At 74.4% G+C, this 19,242-nt stretch carries 15 protein-coding genes; 6 read left to right on the top strand and 9 right to left on the bottom strand.

Translation table 11 applies throughout. The features are described 5' to 3' along the window. Positions 1 to 46: 46 nt before the first annotated feature. From ACI79G_RS06425 to ACI79G_RS06435, 3 genes are all read right to left on the bottom strand, one after another. Positions 47 to 904 (bottom strand): FAD binding domain-containing protein, encoded by an 858-nt coding sequence (locus ACI79G_RS06425; protein WP_456880306.1) that lies wholly within the window; start codon positions 902 to 904, stop codon positions 47 to 49. Between the two features lie 73 nt (positions 905 to 977). Further along, complete coding sequence (locus tag ACI79G_RS06430) at positions 978 to 1,481, bottom strand: (2Fe-2S)-binding protein (RefSeq protein WP_456880307.1); 504 nt, start codon at positions 1,479 to 1,481, stop codon at positions 978 to 980. Continuing rightward, on the bottom strand, positions 1,481 to 3,757 hold the full coding sequence (locus tag ACI79G_RS06435; protein WP_456880308.1) for a xanthine dehydrogenase family protein molybdopterin-binding subunit: 2,277 nt from the start codon (positions 3,755 to 3,757) through the stop codon (positions 1,481 to 1,483). The genes ACI79G_RS06430 and ACI79G_RS06435 overlap by 1 nt, the downstream gene beginning before the upstream one ends. A 133-nt stretch (positions 3,758 to 3,890) precedes the next feature. On the opposite strand from ACI79G_RS06435, the gene ACI79G_RS06440 reads away from it, so the two are divergent. Further along, positions 3,891 to 5,126 (top strand): MFS transporter, encoded by a 1,236-nt coding sequence (locus ACI79G_RS06440; RefSeq protein WP_456880309.1) that lies wholly within the window; start codon positions 3,891 to 3,893, stop codon positions 5,124 to 5,126. A 167-nt stretch (positions 5,127 to 5,293) separates the two neighbouring features. Here the strand turns inward: ACI79G_RS06440 and ACI79G_RS06445 are convergent, their stop codons facing one another. Next, positions 5,294 to 5,470 carry a hypothetical protein gene (locus tag ACI79G_RS06445; protein ID WP_456880310.1) on the bottom strand — a complete coding sequence of 59 codons (177 nt, stop codon included), beginning with the start codon at positions 5,468 to 5,470 and terminating at the stop codon, positions 5,294 to 5,296. 67 nt (positions 5,471 to 5,537) lie between these two features. Next, positions 5,538 to 5,942 (bottom strand): ATP-binding protein, encoded by a 405-nt coding sequence (locus tag ACI79G_RS06450; RefSeq protein WP_456880311.1) that lies wholly within the window; start codon positions 5,940 to 5,942, stop codon positions 5,538 to 5,540. A 223-nt stretch (positions 5,943 to 6,165) separates the two neighbouring features. Here ACI79G_RS06450 and ACI79G_RS06455 point away from each other — a divergent pair, with 223 nt between their 5' ends. Further along, entirely contained in the window at positions 6,166 to 6,528 is a 363-nt protein-coding gene (locus ACI79G_RS06455; RefSeq protein ID WP_091224010.1) for a hypothetical protein, read from the top strand. Between the two features lie 91 nt (positions 6,529 to 6,619). On the opposite strand, the gene hrpA is transcribed toward ACI79G_RS06455, so the two are convergent. Beyond that, entirely contained in the window at positions 6,620 to 10,555 is a 3,936-nt protein-coding gene (gene hrpA, locus ACI79G_RS06460; protein WP_456880312.1) for an ATP-dependent RNA helicase HrpA, read from the bottom strand. A gap of 199 nt (positions 10,556 to 10,754) precedes the next feature. On the opposite strand from hrpA, the gene ACI79G_RS06465 reads away from it, so the two are divergent. Continuing rightward, the gene (locus ACI79G_RS06465; RefSeq protein ID WP_456880313.1) at positions 10,755 to 11,276 is read left to right on the top strand and encodes a MarR family winged helix-turn-helix transcriptional regulator; all 522 of its coding nucleotides are present in this window, start codon (positions 10,755 to 10,757) and stop codon (positions 11,274 to 11,276) included. Further along, a complete protein-coding gene (locus tag ACI79G_RS06470; protein WP_456880314.1) occupies positions 11,273 to 13,207 on the top strand; it encodes an MDR family MFS transporter in 1,935 nt (644 codons plus the stop codon). The genes ACI79G_RS06465 and ACI79G_RS06470 overlap by 4 nt, the downstream gene beginning before the upstream one ends. Before the next feature lie 202 nt (positions 13,208 to 13,409). Here ACI79G_RS06470 and ACI79G_RS06475 read toward each other — a convergent pair whose 3' ends face one another. After that, on the bottom strand, positions 13,410 to 14,579 hold the full coding sequence (locus tag ACI79G_RS06475) for a zinc-dependent alcohol dehydrogenase (protein WP_456880315.1): 1,170 nt from the start codon (positions 14,577 to 14,579) through the stop codon (positions 13,410 to 13,412). Between the two features lie 49 nt (positions 14,580 to 14,628). Further along, on the bottom strand, positions 14,629 to 15,105 hold the full coding sequence (locus tag ACI79G_RS06480; protein WP_456880316.1) for a hypothetical protein: 477 nt from the start codon (positions 15,103 to 15,105) through the stop codon (positions 14,629 to 14,631). 234 nt (positions 15,106 to 15,339) lie between these two features. Between ACI79G_RS06480 and ACI79G_RS06485 the strand changes: the two genes are divergently transcribed. Beyond that, complete coding sequence (locus ACI79G_RS06485) at positions 15,340 to 17,133, top strand: acyl-CoA dehydrogenase (RefSeq protein WP_456880317.1); 1,794 nt, start codon at positions 15,340 to 15,342, stop codon at positions 17,131 to 17,133. Positions 17,134 to 17,375: 242 nt separating this feature from the next. Here the strand turns inward: ACI79G_RS06485 and ACI79G_RS06490 are convergent, their stop codons facing one another. Beyond that, on the bottom strand, positions 17,376 to 17,558 hold the full coding sequence (locus ACI79G_RS06490; RefSeq protein WP_456880318.1) for a hypothetical protein: 183 nt from the start codon (positions 17,556 to 17,558) through the stop codon (positions 17,376 to 17,378). 193 nt (positions 17,559 to 17,751) lie between these two features. Here ACI79G_RS06490 and ACI79G_RS06495 point away from each other — a divergent pair, with 193 nt between their 5' ends. Beyond that, a complete protein-coding gene (locus ACI79G_RS06495; protein ID WP_456880319.1) occupies positions 17,752 to 19,200 on the top strand; it encodes an MFS transporter in 1,449 nt (482 codons plus the stop codon). Positions 19,201 to 19,242: the final 42 nt, after the last annotated feature.

Here is a 19,242-nt window from a genome sequence, read left to right on the forward strand (position 1 = left end):
GGCTCGCGGCGGGACCTGCAGGGGGGCCGGAGGCAGGGGTCCTCCCTCAGGCCGCGGCTGCGGGCGCCCCCGCCGCCTTCTCCAGCGCCCGGCGGGTGAGCAGCCGCGCCAGGTGCCGGCGGTACTCCTGGTCGGCGTGCATGTCCGACCCCGGGCTGGTGCCCTGGTCGGCCAGCGCGGCGGCCTCCTCGATGGAGGCGCCCCGCGCGAGGGCCTCCTCGGTCGCGGTCGCCCGGACCACCGCCCCGGCCATGTTGGCCAGCGCCACGCGGAGCGGTCCGCCCGCCCCACCATCCCGACTGCCGACCGCAGCCGCTGCGACGATCGGCCAGTCGTTGGCCCGGCGGGTGAACTTCTCGTACGCCCAGCCGGCCGACCCGGTGCGCGGCACGCGGATCTCGACGATCAGTTCGTCCTCGGCGAGCGCGGTCTCGAAGAACCCGAGCCAGAACTCCGTCAGCGGGATCGAGCGCCGACCGTTCGGGCCCTGGACGACGACCGTGCCGCCCAGCGCCAGCAGCGCGGTGGGCAGGTCGGAGGCCGGATCGCTGTGCGCGACCGTGCCGCCGATCGTGCCCCGGTGGCGCACCTGCGGGTCGCCGACCTGGCTGGCGACGTAGGGCAGGATCGGCACCTCGGCCGCGGCGACGGCGTCCTTCTCCAGCTCGTGGTGCCGGGTGCCCGCGCCGATGGCGACCTCGTCACCCTCGACGCGCACGTAGGACAGCCCCGGGATGCGGCCGATGTCGACCAGTACGGCCGGCATGGCCAGGCGCAGCTTCATCAGCGGCAGCAGCGAGTGCCCGCCGGCGAGGATCTTCGCGTCGTCCCCGTGCTCGACGAGCGCGGCGATCGCCTCCTCGACCGATGTCGGCCGCACGTAGTCGAACGACCCCGGGATCATGCCCGCTCCTCACTGGCGCTCGTCGGGCGCACGACCCGGGGTGCTGTGCCCTCGGATGCCCTCGCCAGCTCGGTCATCGGGCCACCTCCTGCGCCTGCGGGACCTGACCGGCGGCGGGGCCGGCACCGGCCGCGCTCTGGACCGCCCGGACGATGTTGTGGTAGCCGGTGCAGCGGCAGAGGTTGCCCTCCAGCCCCTCCCGGATCTCGCGGTCGGTGGGGTCGGGGTTGTCGGCCAGGACGCCGATGGCGGCCATCACCATGCCCGGGGTGCAGAACCCGCACTGCAGGCCGTGCTCCTCGCGGAAGGCCTTCTGCACCGGGTGCATCTCGCCGTCCGGACCGGCCAGCCCCTCGAGCGTGGTCACCTGCGCGCCGTCCGTCTGGGCCGCCAGGACCGTGCACGACTTCACCGACAGCCCGTCGACGATGACGGTGCACGCGCCGCACGAGGTGGTGTCGCAGCCGAGGTTGGTCGCCTTCAGCCCGCAGACCTCACGGAGGTAGTGCGCCAGCAGCAGCCGGGGTTCCACCTCGTCGGTGCGCTGCTGCCCGTTGACGGTGATCGAGACCTGCATCAGTTGCCTCCCTGGGCCTGCTGGACGGCCCGGAACACGCGCATCGGGGTGGTCGGCATGTCGATGTGCCGGACGCCGAGGTGGGCCACGGCGTCGATGACCGCGTTCTGCACGGCCGGGGTGGCGCCGATCGTCCCCGCCTCGCCGATGCCCTTCGCGCCGAGCGCGTTCATCGGGGTCGGCGTGGCCATCTCGACCAGTTCGAAGCTGGGCAGCTCGGTGGCGGAGATGAACGGGTAGTCGGCCAGCGTCGAGGTGGTGGGGTTGCCGTCCTCGTCGTAGAGGACCTCCTCCAGCAACGCCTGGGCCACCCCCTGGGCGTAGCCGCCGTGCCGCTGTCCCTCGGCCAGCAGCGGGTTGAGGATCGTGCCGGCGTCGTCCACCGCGATCAGCCGGGTCACCTGGGCCTTGCCGGACTCGACGTCCACCTCCACGACCACCACGTGGGCGCCGAAGGGGAACGTCGGTGCGGCGGCGGTGAACCTGGTCTGCACCAGCAGCTGCTCGTCGGCGGCCAGGTCGGCGAACGTGATCCCCGTCCCCGGCGTCCCGCGGACGGCGAGCCCGGCCAGACCCAGGTCGACGACCAGGTCCTCGGGGTCGACCTCCAGCTTCTCCGCGGCCCGCTGCCTGGCCAGCTCGACGAGTTCGCCGGCCGCCTGGTGCACCGCCGCGCCGCCCTGCTGCAGGCTGCGCGACCCCATCGTGCCGCCGCCCTGCGGGACCCGGTCGGTGTCGCCGTGCACGACGGTGATCTTCTCCACCGGGATGCCGAGCTGGTCGCTGGCGATCATCGCCCACGCGGTGGCGTGCCCCTGGCCGTGCGGCGAGGTACCGGTGAGCACCGTCGCCGTGCCGTCCGGGTGGACCTCGAGCGAGGCGGCCTCCCCGGTGCCGGCGCCGTTGTCCGCCCCGGTGATCTCGACGTACACCGACATCCCGATGCCGAGCTGCCGCGCGTCCCCCCGCTCCCGGCGCCGGGCCTGCTCGGCCCGGAGCTCGGGATAGCCCGCGGCCTCGAGCGCCTTGTCCAGGGCCGTGGTGTAGTCGCCGTTGTCGTAGGTGGCGCCCATCGGTGTCCTGTGCGGCTCGCTGAACGCCGGCAGCAGGTTCTTGCGGCGCACCTCAGCCGGGTCCATCCCGATCTCGGCGGCGAAGAGGTCGATCGCCCGCTCCAGCGCCGCGGTCGCCTCGGGGCGGCCCGCGCCCCGGTAGGCGCCGATGGACGTCGTCGTGGTGGCCAGCGCGCGCGCCTGGGCGTGCACCCGCGGGAAGCCGTAGACCCCAGGGGCCATCAGCATGGTCAGGGTGGGCAGCACCGTGCCGATCCGGGGATAGGAACCGCAGTCCTGGTCCACCACGAGGCTGTAGGCCTCGATCGTCCCGTCCCGGCGCCCCCCGATGGTGACCACCTGGTCCTGGGCCCGGCCGTGCAGCATGCCGATCAGGTTCTCCGACCGGTTCTCCGCCCAGCGCACCGGCCGGCCGACGTGCTTGGCCAGCCAGGCGATCAGGGCGTACTCGGGGTCCGCGCCGATCTTGGCGCCGAAGCCGCCGCCGACGTCGGGGGTGATCAGGTGGATCAGGTCGGGGTCCATCTTGAGCCAGTCCCCGAACTGCCCCCTGGCCTGCTGGGCGCCCTGGTTGGTGCACCAGACGGTGACCCGGCCGTCCTCGCCCCAGGCGGCGGCCGCGGCCCGGCTCTCCAGCGGCACCGGCGCCACCCGCTGGTTGACCATCGGCTGGGTGACGACGACCTCGCAGCCGTCGAAGAAGTCCGCCGGCGCGGGTTCGCCGAACGAGGCCATGACGTTGGTGCCCGCCTCCGGGAACAGCAGCACCTCGTCGGCGGCCGCCGCGGCGGTGCCCACCACCGCGGGCAGCGGGTCGATGTCGACGGCGACCATCTCGGCGGCGTCCTCGCCCTGGTACCGCTCCTCGGTGAGGACGACGGCGATCGGGTCGCCGACGAACCGGACGCGGTCCGACGCCAGCCACGGTCGGGTCATCGCCGGGTTGACGAACGGGAAGGGCGGGGGGATCGGCACGAGGTCGGCGACGTCCGCGGCCGTGACCACGGCGACGACGCCCGGCGCCTCCAGGGCGGCGGAGGTGTCGACCGACAGCAGCCGGCCGTGGGCGACGGTGGACCGCACGAAGGTCGCGTGCAGCGCCCCGGTGAGCCGGTCGTCGACCAGGTCGTCGGTGTAGGTGGCACCACGCGTCAAGAACAGCGGGTCTTCGGTGCGGACCACCCGCGTACCGAGGATGCTCATGCACTCACCTTCCGTGCGGTGGGGTGACCGCGGTCACTATCGACGATCGAGCGCCCCTCCGCCACCCCATCCTCCTGCGGGACCACCGGCGCCGGGTCCGCCGCACGCCCCCGGGTGTGGTGAGCTGACCGGGATGGACGACCAGGGGAGGACGCGCTCCCGCTGGGCCGCGCTGCTGTTCGTCGCCGCCGTCGTCGCCGTCGCGCTGAACCAGCGGCCGGCCGTCGTCGCCGTGGCCCCGCTGCTGGCTGACCTGCGGGCCGACACCGGCCTGTCCCCCGCGATGGCCGGGCTGCTCACCACGCTGCCGGTGCTCTGCTTCGGCGCCTTCGCCCCGCTGGCGCCGCGCACCGCCCGGCGGGTGGGCCTCGAGCTCGCCGTCGCGGCGTCGCTGCTGGTGCTGGCCGCGGGCATCGCACTGCGGCTGCTCGCACCCGTGGCCCTGCTCTACGCCGGCAGCCTGCTGGCGGGTGCGGCGATCGCCGTCGCGAACGTGCTCATGCCCGCCTACGTGAAGCGCGAGGCGGGCCGGCCGGGCCTGGTGATGGGGCTGTACTCCGCGTCGCTCAACGTCGGGGCTGCCGTCGGAGCGGCGGCCACCGTCCCGTTCGCCGCGGCCGTGGGCTGGGGGTGGCGCGGCGGGCTGGCCAGCTGGCTGGCCCTCGCACTGGCCGCCCTGGCGCTGTGGCTGCCGGTCGCCGGCACCGGCCGCGCGCACCGGGCCGCTCGGGACGCGGTGCCCGACGGGGGGTCCTGGGCGCTGCTGCGCCAGCCGCTGGCCCGGCAGGTGACGCTGTTCATCGGCCTGCAGAGCGTGCAGTTCTACTCGATCGGCGCCTGGTTGCCGACGCTGCTGGCCGACGCCGGGGTGCCGGTGTCCGAGGGCGGGCTGCTGCTCGGGCTGAGCAACGTCGTCGGCGCCGTGGGGGCGCTGCTGGCGCCGGCCCACGCCGGGCGGATGCGCGGCCAGCGCCCGCTGGTGCTCGCCGTCCTCGCCACCTACGTCGTCGGCCTCGGCGGCCTGCTGCTCGCGCCCGGGCAGGGCACGCCGGTCTGGGTCGCCGCCTTCGGCCTGGCGCAGGGCAGCGGCTTCGCCCTGGCACTGACCCTCATCGTGCTGCGCAGCCCGAGCCCGCTGACCGCGGCCCGCCTCGGCGGGGTGGCCCAGTGCGTGGGCTACCTGCTGGCGGCCGCCGGCCCGCTGGTGCTGGGCTGGTTCTACGACCTCACCGGCGGCTGGACCGCCCCGGTGCTGCTGCTCGTCGCCTGCCTGGCGCCGATGACGTGGGCCGGCTGGGGCGCCGCGCGCAACGAGGTCCTCAGCACCGGGGAGCGGCCGCGGGCGGCCAGCCCGGCGAGAGCGGGCTGAAGAAGGACCCCTGCCCCCACCACTCGCAGGAGAAGACCCCGTCCTCGTCACCGCTCGCAGGCTCGCGGCGAGCCTCTGGACGGGCCTGCCCGGGCCAGGCCGTCCAGCGCAGCGTCACACGGCGCCGGGCGCGACGCGTCGGTCACGCCCGGCGTCGGTCAGCCGGGTCAGCCGGCGGGGTCGGCGTTGGGGTCGGGCGCCTTGCTGGCATCGCCGTCCCAGTCCTTGCCCGCCACGTCGGCGTGCTCGGAGATGCTGTCGGTCTGCTCGGCGACGGTGCGCACCATCTCCTCGTCGGAGAGCCCCTCGCCCGCGCTGTAGGTCGTGCTGTCCGGCTCGCTCATGCCGTCTCCTCCTCGGTGGATCGGTCCCCTCGCCCGTCCCCGGGAGCCGTCGTCGGCAAACCCGGGGCTACGGCTGCCGGCCCTCCCACCCCCGAGGCGCGAGCTCGAACCACACCCGTTTGCCGTCGGTGTCGTCCTCGACGCCCCAGCGGTCGGCGATGCCCTCCACGAGCCGCATCCCCCGCCCCCGCGCGGCGGCGACCTCGAACTCCCGGACGACCGGCCGGAGCGCGGAGCCGTCGGCGACCGAGATGCGCAGCCAGTCCTCGGACATCGAGAGCTCGAGGGTGAAGGAGGCATCCCCGGCGACGTGGTCGACCACGTTGGCGACGAGCTCGGTGACCAGGAGCGCGGCGTCGCCGGCGTCGTGCGGGGACCTCCAGGCACCCAGCAGGTCCAGCACGAGGTGCCGGGCGACCGGGACGCTGGCGGGCACCGGTCTCAGGTCGACCGTGGCGGTGAGCGTGGACATCGGTCTCCCCTCGACGGGGTCCCGGACGACGGCTGACCCCTGGGCGCGAGCTCGATGTCGCGCCACCCCGTTGCCCGCAACGTAACCGTCGCGGTGGCCACACGCAACGACCATTGCCCGGCGAGGGCCGTTGCGTGTCACGGGTCTTGCACTCGGCCGCGCCACGACGGATAGTGGGCAACCGGATTGCTCACATCCATCCACCACCAGAGTCGGAGGGCCCGTGTCGACCGACCGCACCGAGCAGGACCCGGCCGTCCGCGCGCTCACCGAGCTCATGGCCGTGCTGGACACCTGCATGACCGAACTGGGTGGCGCGCGCTCGCGGGCCGAGAAGCTGCTCGAGGAGCGGCAGACCGGCCGCACCTGGCTGGACATCGTCACCGCCGAGTCCCGCCCGCTGGTCGTCGAGCAGCTCAGCTCGGTGATGGCGGCCCTGGCCAGCGCCGGGGGCGCCTGGCGGCGCGAGCAGGCGTACGCCCTGGCCTCCGAGCAGGTCAGCATCAACCGGATCGCCGCCATGTTCGGCGTCACCCGTCAGCGCATCTCCGCCCTGCTCCGCGAGCGCGCCCGCACCGCCGGCTGAAAGAGGACCCCCCTGCCCCCCGCCACTCGCAGGCTCGCGGCGGGACCCGGCAGGGGGGCCGAGCTCCAGGCCGTCAACGCAGGGGCGGGCTTCAGGCGATCAGCGCGTCGATGGCCTTGTAGACCCGCTGCTCCGACACCGGCCGCGGGGTGCCGACGCTCTGCGCGAACAGGCTGACCCGCAGCTCCTCGAGCATCCAGCGCACCCGGGCGACCGGGTCGTCGGGGGCCCCCGTCGACGGCACCCGGGCGCGCAGCTGCTCGTACTCGGCGGTGACCGCGGCGACCTGCTGCATCCACAGCTCGTCGCGCACGGCGTTGGCCGGCAGCTTCTCCAGCCGGTGCACCATCCCCCTGAGGTACCGCACCAGGTCCGGCAGCCGGCGCCGTCCGGCCGCCGCGACGAAGCCCCGGTGCAGCAGGCCGCCCATCTGCCGGCGCAGGTCCGCGATCGCCGCCTCGGGCACCCGCCGTCCCGGCGCCGCACCGATCGCGACGGCGACCTCGCGGGCCTGCACCAGCACGGCCTCGACCCGCCGCACGGTGTCGGTGGTCAGCGGCAGCAGCTGCGCGCGGGCGGTCTGCACCAGCGCCGCGAAGCCGGCCTCGTCGCGCGGTGGCCCGCCGGCGGCGGCCAGCAGCTCGTCGGCGACCGCGTCCACGCAGTCGTCGACCAGGCCCGGGATCTCGCCGTCGGGGTTGAACTGCAGCGCCAGCCGGGTGGCCGGGGACAGCCCCCTCACCACCTGCCGCGTGGGCGACCCGGCGACCAGCACCAGCAGCCGCCGGGCCCCGCGCCAGGTCAGCCGGGTGGCCTCGACCGCGGTGGCGACCACGCGGACGCCGACCGTCGTCCCCTCGTCGACCAGCGCCGGGTACGCGGTCACCACGTGCCCGCCGCGGCGGACCTCGACGGTGCGCGGCAGCGTGCCGAAGGTCCAGGCGGTCTGGCCGGTGCGCTCCACGTCCGAGGCGGCCGCGGCCAGGCTGGCCCGGCTCTGCGGCGCGACCTCGCGGCGCAGCGCCTGCAGGTCCTTGCCGGTGGCCAGGGGCCGGTGCCGGTCGTCGACGACGCGGAACGTGGCCCGCAGGTGGTCGGGCACCTGGTCCGGCGCCCACGCGTCCGGCGGGACGACGACCCCCGCGGCCCGCCGCAGCTCGCGCTCCAGCGCCGGCAGCAGCGGCTCGGTCGGCGCGATGCGCGGCAGCACCTCGCGCACCCGGTCGGGGATCGGCACCAGCGTGCGGCGCAGCTGCTTGGGCAGGGTGCGCAGCAGCGCGGTGACCAGCTCCTCGCGCAGCCCCGGGACGGTGAAGGCCAGCGACTCCCCGGACGTCCGTTCGGCGACGGTGTCCAGCACGGCGAGCGGGACGTCGACGGTGACGCCGTCGGTCGGCGTGCCCGGCGCGAACGCGTAGGACAGCGGCAGGGTGAGCCCCTGCGTCAGCGGCACCTCGTCCGGGAAGTCCTCGACCCGCACCTGCCCGGCCGCGGCGGCGTTGGTGAGCATCTCCGGGCTGAAGGTGAGCAGGTCGGGCGTCTGCCGGCGGGCGGCCTTCCACCACCGGTCGAAGTGCCGGGTGGAGACGACGTCAGCCGGGATGCGGGCGTCGTAGAGCTCGAACAGCGTCTCGTCGTCCACCCGGATGTCACGGCGCCGGGCCCGTTCCTCCAGCTCGGCGACCCGCTGCATCGCCTTCTGGTTGTCGTGCCAGAAGCGGTGGTGCGTCGTCCACTCGCCCTGGACCAGGGCGTGCCGGATGAACAGCTCGCGGGAGACGACCGGGTCGATCGAGCCGTACTGCACGCGACGGCCGACGACCAGCGGGATGCCGTAGAGGGTGACCCGCTCGGTGGCGACGACCGAGCCCCGCTTGGCGTCCCAGCGCGGCTCGGAGTACTGCCGCTTGACCAGGTGCTCGGCCAGCCGCTCGACGACCTCGGGGTCGATCCGGGCGACGGTGCGGGCGAACAGCCGGCTGGTCTCCACCAGCTCGGCGGCCACCACCCAGCGCGGCGGCTTCCTCGCCAGCGGGGTACCGGGGGCGAGGACGAAGCGGGCGTTGCGGGCGCCCAGGTACTCGCGGCCACCGCGCCGCCGGTCGCCGTCGCGGCCCTTCCCCTCCTCGACCTGGAGGCCGACGTGGGACAGCAGCCCCGACAGCAGCGCGGCGGAGATGCCGCGCTCGTCGGGCTCGGTCGCCGGCTCGCCGACGGCCATGCCCAGCCGACGAGCGGTGCTGCGCAGCTGGCCGTAGAGGTCCTGCCACTCGCGGATGCGCAGGTAGTGCAGGAACTCCCGCTTGAGGGTGCGGCGGAACTGGCTGCCCGACAGCGCCTCCTGCTGCTCGGTGACGTACCGCCACAGGTTGAGCAGCGCGAGGAAGTCGGAGTTCTCGTCGGCGAACCGGGCGTGCGCCTGGTCGGCGGCCTGCTGGTGCTCGGTGGGCCGCTCGCGGGGGTCCTGGATGGTCAGCCCGGCCGCGATGACCAGCACCTCCTCCAGCACGCCGCGCCGGTCGGCCTCGACGACCATCCGCGCCATCCGCGGGTCCAGCGGCAGGGCGGCCAGCGCGCGGCCGGTCGGGGTCAGGCTGCCGGCCTCGTCCAGGGCGCCGAGCTCCTCGAGCAGGGCCACGCCGTCGGCGACCGCACGGCGGTCCGGCGGGTCGATGAACGGGAACTCGGCGACGTCCCCCAGCTCGAGGGCGGCCATCTGCAGCAGCACCGAGGCCAGGCTGGTGCGCAGGATCTCCGGGTCGGTGTACTCCGGCCGGCTCTCGAAGTCCTCCTCGGTGTAGAGCCGGATCGCGATGCCCTCGGAGGTGCGCCCGCAGCGGCCCGAGCGCTGCCGCGCCGAGGCCTGGCTGATCGGCTCGATCGGGAGCCGCTGCACCTTGAGCCGGGAGCTGTACCGGGAGATGCGCGCGGTACCCGGGTCGACGACGTAGCGGATCCCGGGCACCGTCAGCGAGGTCTCGGCGACGTTGGTGGCCAGCACGATCCGCCGTCCGGTGTGCGCGGCGAAGACGCGGTGCTGGTCGGCGGCCGACAGGCGCGAGTAGAGCGGCAGCACCTCGGCTGAGGGGAAGCGATCGGTGAGGACGTCGGCGGTGTCGCGGATCTCCCGCTCGCCGGCGAGGAAGACGAGGACGTCGCCCGGACCCTCGGCGGTCAGCTCGTCGACGGCGTCGGCGATGGCGGTGACCTGGTCGCGGTCGGGGTCGGCGTCCGGGTCGTCGGGGTCGACCACCGGCCGGTAGCGCACCTCGACCGGGTAGGTGCGCCCGCTGACCTCGACGATCGGGGCGTTCCCGAAGTGCTTGGCCACCCGCTCGACGTCGATCGTCGCCGAGGTGATGACCAGCTTGAGGTCGGGACGCCGGGGCAGGACCTGCGCCAGGTAGCCGAGCAGGAAGTCGATGTTGAGGCTGCGCTCGTGCGCCTCGTCGATGATGAGGGTGTCGTACTGGCGCAGCAGCCGGTCGCGGCCGATCTCGGCGAGCAGGACGCCGTCGGTCATGACCTTGACCAGGGTCGCGTCGCCGACCTGGTCGGTGAAGCGCACCTTCCAGCCGACGACCTCGCCCAGCGGGGTCTCCAGCTCCTCGGCGATCCGCTCGGCCACGGTGCGCGCGGCGATCCGCCGCGGCTGGGTGTGCCCGATCCGGCCCCGCACCCCGCGGCCGAGCTCGAGGGCGATCTTGGGCAGCTGGGTGGTCTTGCCCGAGCCGGTCTCCCCCGCCACGACGACCACCTGGTGCTCGCGCAGCGCCGCGGCGATGTCCTCGCGGCGGGCACTGACCGGCAGCTCGGCGGGGTAGCGCAGCGTCGGGACGGCGGCGCGACGGCGGGCGATCCGCTCCTCGGCGGCCGCGACGTCGGCGGCGATCCGCGACCGCTGCCGGGCCCGCGCCTCGGCGTCCCTGGTCCTGCGGGTGCCGTCGAGCCGGCGGCGCAGCCGGTGCTCGTCCTCGAGGGTCAGGCCGGCCAGCCGCGCACGCAGGTCGTCGGGCGGGGTGGTCACGACGGTCTCCTCGTCTGGGGCAGGTAGGGAGCGCGCAACGGCGGGCGGACGGTGACCGGCGCTTCTCCCAGGATCGCACCGGACGCCGCCGGGTGGTCGTGGCCCGCCTCACTTGCGTGGGTCGTACAACTCGTTGTTTGATCGGTACAACAGCTTGTACGGTGCACGCATTCCGTCCGTCGTCCCCCGGGAGCCCGCCGTGCCGTTCCGCTCTGCCGTGCCCGGCCCCGCCGCGCCCGGCGACGACCGGCTCGCCGACCTGCGCATCCTCGGCGAGCAGCTACCCCGTTTCATGCGGCTCGTGCACGCCCTCAAGGCGCACCAGGCGACCGAGGGCAGTGCGGCGCTGGTCCTGCTGTTCCCGCTCGCGCGGCTGGGCCCGCTGCGGCAGAGTGCACTGGCCGAGCTCGTGCACGCCGACCCGTCGACGGTGAGCCGGCACGTGTCCTCGCTGATCGAGCGGGGGCTCGTCCAGCGGGTCGCCGACGAGACCGACGGGCGGGCCAGCCGCCTCGTCGTCACCGACGCCGGATCTGCCGCGCTGCGGCAGGTCCGGGCCGAGCGGGAGGCCCACCTCGCTCGGGCCACCGCCGACTGGCCGGCCGCGGACCTGGCGACCTTCACCCAGCTGTTCGGTCGCCTCCTCGACGACCTCGCCGCGTCACTGCCCACCGAGCCCGCCGCCGTGCCGGTCGCCGCCCGATCGAGAGAGAACCCATGACCCAGAGCACCCACACCAGCGCGGCCGGGCGGAGAGACGCCCGGGCGGCCGCCTCCGCACCCGACGCGGACGGCGCCTTCACGCACCGGCAGATCCTCACGATCATCACCGGGCTGATGGTCGCGATGTTCCTGGCGGCCCTGGACCAGACGGTCGTGGCGACGGCCATCCGCACCATCGCCGACGACCTGCAGGGCTACGACCTGCAGGCCTGGGCCACGACGGCCTTCCTCATCACGTCGACGATCTCGACGCCGCTGTACGGGAAGCTCTCCGACATCTACGGACGGCGGCCGTTCTACCTGTTCGCGATCGGCGTCTTCGTCGTCGGCTCGGTGCTGTGCGGCATCGCCGACACGATGTACCAGCTGGCCGCCTACCGGGCGATCCAGGGCGTCGGCGCCGGCGGGCTGATGTCTCTGGCCCTGGCGATCATCGGCGACATCGTCCCGCCGCGGGAGCGCTCGCGGTACCAGGGCTTCTTCATGGCCGTCTTCGGCGCCTCCAGCGTGCTCGGCCCGGTCCTCGGCGGCTTCCTCGCCGGCCAGTCCTCGTTGCTGGGGCTGACCGGCTGGCGCTGGATCTTCATGATCAACGTGCCGCTCGGCCTGCTCGCCTTCCTCGCCGTCTACCGCGTGCTGCACCTGCCGCACGTCCGCCGCGACCACCGCATCGACTGGCCCGGGGCACTGGCGCTGATCACCTTCATCGTCCCGCTGCTCATCGTCGCCGAGCAGGGCCGGCTCTGGGGCTGGACGTCGGGCCGGGCCCTCACCTGCTACCTCATCGGTGCGGTCGGCTTCGTCCTGTTCCTGCTGGCCGAGCGGGCCTACCGCGACGAGGCGCTGCTGCCGCTGGACCTGTTCGGCAACCGCAGCTTCACCGTCGCCAGCCTCGGCAGCGTGGTGGTGGGCGCGGCCATGTTCGGCGGCCTGCTGCTGCTCCCCCAGTACCTGCAGATCGTGCACGGCTCCAGCGCGACCGTCGCCGGCCTGCAGATGATCCCACTGGTCGCCGGGCTCATGGTCGGCGCGATGAGCTCGGGCACCACGATCTCGAAGACCGGGAAGTACAAGGTCTTCCCGCTGGCCGGCACCACGCTGATCGCCGTCGCCCTGCTGGCGCTGTCCTTCGTCGTCGGCGCCGAGACCTCGATCTGGGCGCTGGTGCCGTTCATGGTCCTGCTCGGCGTGGGGCTGGGCTTCAACTTCCAGCCCGCGGTCCTCGCGGTGCAGAACGCGGTGCAGCCGAGCCAGATGGGCGTGGCCACCTCCTCGGTGACGTTCTTCCGCCAGATGGGCGCGACGGTCGGCACCGCCGTCTTCCTCTCCGTGCTGTTCAGCCGCCTGCCGGTGGAGATCGAGGAGTCGGTGACCTCGGCGGCGGCGACGGACCCGCGGGTGGCCGAGGCGCTGCAGAGCGGTCAGCTGCAGGCCGGCTCCGACCTGTCGGACACCTCGTTCATCCAGGACCTGCCGTCGTTCCTGGCGCTGCCGTTCAAGACCGGCTTCTCCGCGGCGATCGACCTGGTCTTCCTCATCGCCGCGGTCGTGGCGGCCGTCGGGTTCCTCGTGTTCCTGTTCCTGCCGCAGCTGGCGCTGTCGAACAAGTCCGGCATCCAGGCCGCCCGGGAGGCGGCACGGCAGGCGGCGCGGCAGACGGCGGGGGACCCGTCCGCCGACGAGCCGGCCGAGCAGGCCGCACAGGCGGTCGGCGCCGGGGCCCCCACGTCCACCGCTCCCCCGGTCGGCCGCCCCGGCGGCGCCGTCCCCCGCGGCGCGCAGGGGGACGGCAGTGCGCCGGTCGCGAGGGGGAACGGCCACCCCCGACGGCACGCCGGTAAGCACGAGGCGACGCGTCACGCGCCCACCGGCCTGGCGTCCATCCCCGCCGACCACCTGCAGGACGGCGCGGCGCGACAGCACGACTGAGCCCGCGCGTTCGACACGACGGTGGCCCCCCTGCAGCTGCTGGGGGGCCACCGTCGTGTCAGCGGAGGTCGGGGACGGCACCTGGCCGCGATGGCGGCCGACGAGCGGGGACCTGCAGGGTCCCCCGAGGAGCGTCGGCGGTCCGGCTCCACGCGGATCGGGGACGGCACATGGCCGCGTGTCGGCCGGTAGGCCGACGATGTCAGGGCGTGAAGACCGCCCGCACGCAGCCGTCGGTCTTGTCCTTGAACATCTGGTAGCCCCGCGGCGCCTCCTCGAGCGGCAGGACGTGGGTGGCCAGGTGCTCGGTGGTCAGCTCGCCGCGGGCCATGTGCTCGAGGATCCGCGGCATGTAGCGCTGCCCGTGCACCTGGGCGCCGCGCACGGTCAGGCCCTTGTTCATCATCGCGCCGAGCGGGAACTTGTCCACCATCAGGGCGAAGACGCCGAGCACGAAGACGCTGCCGCCCTTGCGGCAGGCCAGGATCGCCTCCCGGACGGCGGAGGGGCGGTCGGTCTGCAGCCGCAGCTGCTGCTTGACCTGGTCGTAGGCGCCCTGGATGCCGGAGCTGTGCGCCTCCATGCCGACCGCCTCGATGCAGATGTCAGGCCCGCGGCCGCCGGTGACCTCGCGCAGCTCGGCCAGGACGTCGGTGCGCGAGTAGTCGATCGTCTCGGCGCCGACGTGCTCGCGGACCTGGGCCAGCCGCTCGGGCAGCCGGTCGATGACGTACACCCGCTCGGCGCCCAGCAGCATCGCGGCGCGGGCCGCCATCTGGCCGACCCCGCCGGCGCCCCAGACGGCGACGACGTCCCCCGGCCTGGTGCCGGCCAGGTCGGCGCCCATCCATCCGGTGGAGACGGCGTCGGAGGCGAACAGCGCCCGCTCGTCGCTCACCCCCTCGGGGACGACGAACGCGCCGACGTCGGCGTAGGGGACCCGGACGTACTCCGCGTGGCTGCCGGCCCAGCCGCCCATCGCGTGCGAGTAGCCGAAGCAGCCGCCCGGGCTCTGGCCCCACAGCGACTCGGTGATCCCCGGGTTCGGGTTGCCGTTGTCGCAGAGGCTGTAGAGCTCCTGCTCGCAGTACCAGCAGTTGCCGCAGGCGATGAAGGAGTTGACGACGACGCGCTCACCCACCGTGCGGTCCCGCACGCCCCTGCCGACCTCGACGACCTCGCCCATGAACTCGTGGCCGAGGACGTCGCCGGCGCGCATGAACGGGATGTAGCCGCCGAGCAGGTGCAGGTCCGAGCCGCAGGTGGTGGTCCGCCGCACCCGCAGGATGACGTCGTGGTCGTTGAGGATCTGCGGATCGGGGACCGTCTCCACCGAGACCTCGTTGACCCCGGTCCAGGTCGCGGCCCTCACCGTGCCTCCTCGCCACCGGCCGGCGGAGCCGGCACGATCACACAGCCGCTCACAGCACACCCTCTCCCCCGGCGCGAGCCGTCGCGCCCTCCAGCGCCGCGCCCTGCGGCGTCGGCTTGCGGACACCGTGCGGCGCGGGGTCCACGCGCAGCACCTCGCCCACCTCGATCAACTGCTTGGTCTCCCGCAGCGCGGCGCGCAACGCACGCAGGTCGTCGTCCGACGGCCGGTCGCGGTAGCGCGCGGCGAGCTCGGTGCCGCGATCGCCGGGCGCCGGCGTGATGCGCAGCTCGACGCGGTCGCCGAGCGCGGCCAGCGGCGCGGGGAGGTCCGCACCGGTGCCCACCTGCTCCGGCGAGCACAGCACGGTGACCGCGCGCCAGCGGCGGGCGGCGGTCTCGGGGTCCTCGGGAGCCGAGGACTGCCCCAGGCCGGGCAGCCGCACGTGCTGGAGGCGGCCGAGCAGCGCCCCTCCTGCCTGCGTGGCGGCTCCCCGCAGGGAGTCGAGCAACCTGGGCACGGCCATGACGCGTCCTCCTGGGCATCGACGTCCGGGAACCGCGGGCTACCCAGCACCCCGACGGGGCCAATCGTCCGGACGGACCGTCCCTCACGACCCCCTCCGGCTGTCCACCACGGGGGCGTCGCGGGATCGAGGCCGACCACCGCGGGCCCGCGGCCCGCCGTCCACCTCACGTCCTACTGTGGCGGTGCCGGGCGGACGGAACCCGGGTCCCTGCCGAACCGCTGCGGAGGCGTCGTGCGCTCGTCGTTGATCCTGTCCCGCCGCGACCTGGACTTCCTGCTCCACGAGTGGCTGGGCGTCGAGGACCTGGTGAAGCGCCCGCGCTACGCCGAGCACTCCCGCGAGACCTTCGACGCGGTGCTCGACCTGGCCGAGCAGATCGCCACCGAGCACTTCGCGCCGCACAACCGGAAGGCCGACGAGAACGAGCCGCGCATGGTCGACGGCAAGGCCGTGCTCGTCCCCGAGGTGAAGCAGGCCCTCGACGTCTTCGTCGAGGCGGGGCTGATGGCCGGGGAGTTCGACGAGGAGTACGGCGGCATGCAGCTGCCGCACGTCGTCGGCCAGGCGGTCTTCGCCTGGTTCAAGGCGGCCAACGTCGGGACGTCGGCCTACCCGTTCCTCACCATGGGCAACGCCCGGCTGCTGCTCGCGCACGGCAGCGAGGAGCAGATCGACACCTACGTGCGGCCGGAGATCGAGGGCCGCTGGTTCGGCACGATGGCGCTGTCGGAGCCGCAGGCCGGCTCCTCGCTGGCCGACATCACGACCAAGGCGGTGCCGCAGGACGACGGCACGTACCGGCTGACCGGCAACAAGATGTGGATCTCCGGCGGCGACCACGAGCTGACCGAGAACATCGTCCACCTGGTCCTGGCCAAGATCCCCGGCGGCCCGCCCGGGGTGAAGGGCATCTCGCTGTTCATCGTCCCGAAGTTCCTGGTCCGCGAGGACGGGACCCCCGGTGAGCGCAACGACGTCGTCCTGGCCGGCCTGAACCACAAGATGGGCTACCGGGGGACGACCAACACGCTACTGAACTTCGGCGAGGGCGTGCACACCCCGGGCGGGCGGCCGGGGGCCGTCGGCTACCTCGTCGGCGAGGCGCACCGCGGCCTCACCTACATGTTCCACATGATGAACGAGGCCCGGATCGGCGTCGGGATGGGCGCGACCGTGCTCGGCTACACCGGCTACCTGCACGCCCTCGAGTACGCCCGCACCCGCACCCAGGGCCGCCGGGCCGGCGGCAAGGACCCGGCCTCGCCGCCGGTGCCGATCATCGAGCACCCCGACGTGCGCCGGATGCTGCTGGCCGCCAAGTCCTACGCCGAGGGCGGGCTGGCGCTCGGCCTCTACTGCGCCCGGCTGGTCGACGAGGAGCAGACCGCCGAGACCGAGGAGGAGCGCGCCCGGGCCCACCTGCTGCTCGACACGTTGACGCCGATCGCCAAGGCCTGGCCCTCCCAGTGGGGCCCGGTCGCCGACGACCTGGCGATCCAGGTGCACGGCGGCTACGGCTACACCCGCGACTACCCCGTCGAGCAGTTCTACCGGGACAACCGGCTCAACCCGATCCACGAGGGCACCAACGGCATCCAGGCGCTGGACCTGCTCGGGCGCAAGGTGGTCGCCCAGGGCGGCGCCGGGCTGCGACTGCTCGGGGAGACGATCACCGCGACGACCGCCCGTGCCGTGGGGACGCAGTGGGCCGGCTTCGCCGCCGACCTCGACGCCGCGGTGGCCCGGATGGGCGCGGTGACCGCCACGTTGTGGGGCACCGGCGACCCGGACCTGGCGCTGGCCAACGCCAGCGTCTACCTGGAGGCCGCCGGCCACCTGGTGGTCGGGTGGCTGTGGCTGGAGCAGGCGCTTGCCTGCGAGGGCTCCTCCGACGCCTTCCACGAGGGCAAGCGCGCGGCGGCCCGCTACTTCTGGCGCTGGGAACTGCCGCGCACCCGCGCCCAGTTCGACCTGCTCGAGTCGCTGGACCGCACGGTCCTCGACACCGACGAGGCCTGGCTCTAAGAAGAGGCCCTCTCCCCACCCCCGCGGGCTCGGGGCGGGGCCGGTGGTGCCCTGTGGAGGGGGTCCCGGACACAGCTGCGCCCCGCGACTCCGAGGAGGAGGCGCGGGGCGCGGTCGGTCTCAGCGAGGGACCGCCCCGTCCAGGCACCGCTGGCCCCGTCCAGGGGCTCGCCGCGCGCCTGCGAGCGGTGAGGAGGACGGGGTCCTCCTACGAGGCGTGGGGGGGAAGGGTGGCCCTCCTCCTAGGCGGCGCGGGCACCCACCGGTTCGCCGGTCGCGGTCCGGGTGGTGGCCGGGCGGGCCGGCACGGCCTTCGCGGCGCGCTGCTCGCGCTCATAGCGCGCCGTCGAGGACGTCCCCAGCCCGATCACCAGTGCAGTCAGGACCAGGAACCCGAGGAGGGTCACGGCCGGCCACAGCACCATCAGTCAAACCCCTTTGTGCACAGAAGTCACCGCTGGCGGCTGGAGCCCCCGCGGCACGTCGTCGTCACAACGGCACTACCCCGTCCGATTGCCGTCTCAACCGTGGATCAGCTGCTCCACCTGATGGTGTGTGACCAAACGCACGGACCCGGGCGGGCGCGCCCGGTGAGACCGGGCGTGGTCTGATCCCCAGGTGTCCCGCGCCGCCGACGACGAACAGCGCGCGCCGCGGCCGGTGGTGCTGGTCGCCGTCCTGGCCCTCGGGACGACCGCGCTGTCGCTCATGCAGAGCCTCGTCGTCCCGCTGCTGCCGGCGATCGGCGTGCAGCTCGGGGTCTCGGCCAACGCCGCCGGCTGGGTGCTGACGGCCAACCTGCTCGCCGCGGCCGTCGCCACGCCGGTGCTGGGCCGCCTCGGTGACACCTGGGGCGAGCGCCCGGTGGCGCTCGGCGTCCTCGCGGCCATGTCGGTCGGCACGCTGCTGGCGCTGGTCACCGCCTCGCTGCCGCTGCTGCTCGTGGCCCGGGTGCTGCAGGGCGCCTCCTACGGCCTGTTCCCCCTGGCCATCAGCGTGCTGCGCCGCGAGCTGCCCGCCGCCCGGCTGGACGTCGCCATGTCGGTGGTGAGCAGCACGCTCGCGGTGGGCGGGGTGGTGGGCCTGGTGGCGGCCGGGGTGCTGACCCGGGACGGCGGCGACTACCACCGCCCCTTCTGGATCGGGCTGGTCGTCTGCCTGGTCACCCTGGTGCTCACGGCGGTCGTCCTCCCGCGCCGTCCGGCCACCGGGTCCGGCCGGGTCGACTGGGCCGGCGCCGCCGTGCTGGCCGCGGGGCTGGTGCTCCTGCTGCTGCCGGTCTCGCAGGGCAACGCCTGGGGGTGGGCGTCGCCGGGGACGCTGGGCTGCCTGGCCGGGGCGGCGCTCGTCCTCCCCGGCTGGGTGCTGCTGCAGCGGCGGCGGACCCAGCCGCTGGTCCGCCCCGGCCTGCTGGCCGACCCGCGGGTCGTCGTCCCGAACCTCGCCGGGCTGCTGACCGGCGTGGGGCTGTTCGCCTCCTTCCTCGTCGTCCTGCAGTACGTGCAGACGCCGCCCGGGGCCGCCGGGTACGGCTTCGGCGCCTCGGTGCTCGAGGCCGCGGTCGTCTACCTGCTGCCCGGTGGGGTGGCCGGCGTCCTGCTGGGGCCGGTCGCCGGGCGGATCGTGGCCCGGGTCGGCGCGCTGACCACGCTGGGCGTGGGCGCGGTGTGCGGGCTGGCCGGCTTCCTGCTGTTCGCGGTGCTGCGCGACACCCCGGCGCAGGTGGTCGCCGCCGGGCTGCTCACCCAGCTGTGGGTGACCGTGGCCTACGCGGCGCTGCCCGCGCTCGTCGTGGCCGCCGTCCGCCCCGAGGAGACCGGTGTCGCCAACGCGGTGAACTCCATCGCGCGGTCGGTGGGGCAGGCGGTGGGCAGCACGGTGACGGTCGCGGTCCTCGCCGCCGGCACGAGCACTGCGACCGGGTTCCCCACGGCGGCGTCGTTCACCGCGGTCGCCCTCGTCGGGGCGGGCAGCGCGGCCGCCGTCGCCGCCGTGACCGTGGCCGGCCGGCGACGTCGGGGCGCGGCCGAGGAGACCGGCACGGTCGCGGTGCCCGGCGCCCGCTGAGGTCACGGAGCGGTCGCGACACACCGGCGGCGGGCATGGGCC

It is taken from the genome of Geodermatophilus sp. SYSU D00779 (assembly GCF_054050595.1).